The organism is Desmonostoc vinosum (genome assembly GCF_059505385.1).
The window spans coordinates 1-3,274 of sequence record NZ_JCACKM010000319.1 but is presented as its reverse complement, the minus strand read 5'-3'; the positions used below and the strand labels follow the sequence as shown (position 1 = coordinate 3,274).

5 protein-coding genes are annotated in these 3,274 nt (G+C 38.5%); 4 read left to right on the top strand and 1 reads right to left on the bottom strand.

Annotated features, from left to right (window positions below; genetic code table 11):
* Positions 1 to 3: 3 nt before the first annotated feature.
* The gene (locus tag AC5JMF_RS31870) at positions 4 to 291 is read right to left on the bottom strand and encodes a hypothetical protein (RefSeq protein ID WP_495799711.1); all 288 of its coding nucleotides are present in this window, start codon (positions 289 to 291) and stop codon (positions 4 to 6) included.
* A gap of 4 nt (positions 292 to 295) precedes the next feature.
* Between AC5JMF_RS31870 and AC5JMF_RS31865 the strand changes: the two genes are divergently transcribed.
* The 4 genes from AC5JMF_RS31865 (at position 296) to AC5JMF_RS31850 (ending at position 3,117) form a co-directional block, all read left to right on the top strand.
* Positions 296 to 508 carry a hypothetical protein gene (locus AC5JMF_RS31865; RefSeq protein ID WP_495799710.1) on the top strand — a complete coding sequence of 71 codons (213 nt, stop codon included), beginning with the start codon at positions 296 to 298 and terminating at the stop codon, positions 506 to 508.
* A 200-nt stretch (positions 509 to 708) separates the two neighbouring features.
* On the top strand, positions 709 to 1,449 hold the full coding sequence (locus AC5JMF_RS31860) for a dienelactone hydrolase family protein (protein ID WP_495799709.1): 741 nt from the start codon (positions 709 to 711) through the stop codon (positions 1,447 to 1,449).
* Positions 1,450 to 1,706: 257 nt separating this feature from the next.
* A complete protein-coding gene (locus tag AC5JMF_RS31855; protein WP_495799708.1) occupies positions 1,707 to 1,868 on the top strand; it encodes a hypothetical protein in 162 nt (53 codons plus the stop codon).
* 871 nt (positions 1,869 to 2,739) lie between these two features.
* Positions 2,740 to 3,117, top strand: a complete 378-nt coding sequence (locus tag AC5JMF_RS31850) for a hypothetical protein (RefSeq protein WP_495799707.1) — start codon at positions 2,740 to 2,742, stop codon at positions 3,115 to 3,117.
* Positions 3,118 to 3,274: the final 157 nt, after the last annotated feature.

Below are 3,274 nucleotides of genomic sequence, written 5' to 3'. Positions count from 1 at the left end.
CTTTTAGTTGTAACACTTTTGTTTATGCGTTTGTAACACTTTCGCCAACAGTATCAGTCCTACACAGGTTATCCCTGTTCGTTTTTCTGCCAATCCTACCTCTATATTTTGTCTACCCCAACCAAATACCGTTTCTGCCAGCCTTGCGCTTCCCTGGCAATACTTCAATGCCATCTGTGCCTGAAAACTCCGACGTTCCACTCCATTCATTTTCGATGCTGCCAACCGCAAGTCTTCTATTTGCGATGCTGTTAATGATTTGGCTGCGCCTCCTGTGGCTAACCTATCCAAATGCTTGCTCCTGTTTGTTTTGCATCAAGGCTACATTCTACCTCTATTGGTAAATTCTTTCCTAGAAATCACCTTAGTAGTTAGAGGAGATCAAACAGGTATCTGTTTTGCTGTTATACCTGGAAATGCTCAGTTAGACTTGAAAGTTTTGGCGCAAATTTCAGGGAACCGTAAAGTTGAGACAGTTGCGCTTAAAGAAGTGCAACCACTAACCTGACTTTTCACGGTATGTGGAAAAGAGCATTTTGAGGTTTTCCCAAGCCCTGATTTTTCTGTTATTTATTCTCATTAACTCTGAGCTATTGAGAATTAGACTGTGGAAAAAGTTAAGCTTTTCAGGGCTTGAGGACTTCCCGTGAAAAGTCAGAGTAGTTCATAGAGAAACAATGAAAGCAGGCATGAGACGGAGATAAAACAGTGCAAATTACCAAGCGCAACATTGAGTTGAGAGTAGATGAGAGTCTAATGCGTGTTTACATAGCAGCTCCCAAAGCAACAGGAAGTTACCCAGGTATTATGTTCTACAGTGATATCTATCAGTTAGGCGGTGCAATGATTCGTTTGGCTAACTACTTAGCTGGGTATGGCTACGTAGTGGCAGTTCCAGAAATCTTTCATCGAATTGAGCCAGTTGGTTTAGTTATTGAACCAGACGATTTGGGGCGAATGCGGGGTAATGACGATGCACGGCGAACGGCGGTTGCTGATTACGATGCAGATTGTCGTGCTGTAATTGATTTTCTTCAAGCAGAAGATTCTGTTTATTCAAGTAAGATAGGCACTTTAGGCTTTTGCATTGGTGGACACTTAGCTTTTCGTGCAGCGTTTAACAGCGAAGTTAAGGCTTCTGTCTGCTGCTACCCCACAGGTATCCCTAGCGGCAAATTGGGACAGGGAGTAGCCGATACAATCACTAGAATCAGTGAAATCAAAGGTGAGGTGCTAATGGTATTTGGTACGCTCGACCCTCACATTGGAGAAAATGACCGTCAAACTATAATTACAGCTCTGGAAAACGCTAGTGTACCTCACAAAGTTCTTTTGTATGAAGCAGAGCATACCTTTATGCGCGATGACGGTTATCGCTACGATTCTGCTGCTTCGACCTCTGCTTGGTCTGAAATAACAAGCTTCTTGGAACGTATATTTGCACACTGAAGAGAGAAGTTACTTCCAACAGTCGCCGCCATACAAAACTTTTTGACTGCCATTTGGCGAGAACCGCACACACCAGCCTTGTGTCTGTGCTTGCCACTCACGAGAAGCTGTGGCGATGCCTGCGGCGGGCTACGCCTACGCAAATGCAGTTATTGTTCCTATGATTATTGTTAGAAGAACCCGCCAACGAAATTGAGTTTTGACTACCATTTAATGACCCTAAAATCTTTAACTAGGGTTCCCAAAAGCAGAAGCTGATGCTTTCACTTTTCTGTACCTTCATTGGGTTGGTTGGTCAAAAACTTAAATGCGATCGCTCAAAAGATATCACATTAGCAGCGCTCATTGAAGTAAAAATACACCTGCGATCGCTAGCTCCACAAAACTCTGCTGAACTATCATTCCTTCAAATTCCCTAGTTTCCGATTCAAGATTGGGTTTTTCGCCAGGATAATTCCCTTGCGCCAGTTTTAGCGTGTTTATAAAGATTATGTAAAGGTGAAGTGTAATTAAACACAGAACTCTTTTAGAGGAGTTAATAAATTTTACTTATTATTTTGTGAAATAGGTTTCTTTATCAGAAAAGTATTTTTCACAAAAAAAGAAAACTACTTCTTTGCAAGAAAAACTTAATTTCAAAACCTAACTTTACAATAATTTTGCTTTTGATTGAAAAAACTTACAACATTAGTACGTCATGTATTTAAAAATACTAATTCATCTTTATAAATCAAGTAGGTAGGAAAAACAGAAGTATATAACAAACTATTGTTATTCAAAAGGTGTGATTACAAAGATGCTCTTTACTTGATATGATGCGAGCCTGTCCAATTTTTACTCTTAATCTACCTTCTGAATGCTACTTCGTATGTATTGTTTTTTCTTACCGCTTTACTCAGTATAGTTGCAATGTATTAGAAATTACACTTCTTTACATGTTCAAGTTTTAATAAAGAAATTTATTTTGCTTTTTACTCGTGATAACTAATTAATTAAGGCTTAAGTTTTTAATACTAAGTTATTAGCTACTTATTATAAAAAGTTTTAAGTCTGATTGTACGTAATTACCTGGTTCTGGTTAAAGCTATATTTCTACTTAGAGTCATTAAAATAGTGTTAAAGTTGCTACTGTTTCATTAATTGCATAGTTGTTTAGCAAAGATTTGACACTAGACTCCAAGTTGCAGAAGACAGATTAAATTTTTGTGAACAAATCAACTTGGGCTGTAATAATAGCAAGCCCATATTGACAAGCCAGATGTCTATTAATTGAATTGGAGGAAGCATATAATGTTTACTAATCGTTCAATTCGTCTACTTGTGGTTGTAGGTAGCATGATACCTGCAACAATAACTTTTGGAGCATTAAGGATGCATGGACAGGAGGTACCAGTTGCACCAGCATTACAACCTGTGTTTGTACCCGTACAAAGATGCAGTGATATAAAGGTGGATGTCTATTTTGAGTCTCTTAGGTACTCCTACCCTGGGCAAACTGCAAAGGATTACTTGCAGGCTGAATGTGCAAAATTTGGATGCAATGCAGACTATACTACGCTAAAAAGTGACAATTTGGGATATGGTGGTCACTATTATGTTCATGGTCAAGAGTTTGTTAAATCTGGAGTAAATTACGAACCACATCGTCACTATGCCAGGTGCAAATAGCCGTATGTACAGTCTGCAAAGTCAATAGTAAAAATTTATTCATAGTCGATGAAACTTTAATAAGAGGTGCGCTCATGAAATTCAACACAAAACAAGCTACTAAATCAAAAATTGTTTTAAGAAATCTGGAGACAAATACAATGCTATGGGAAGAGCT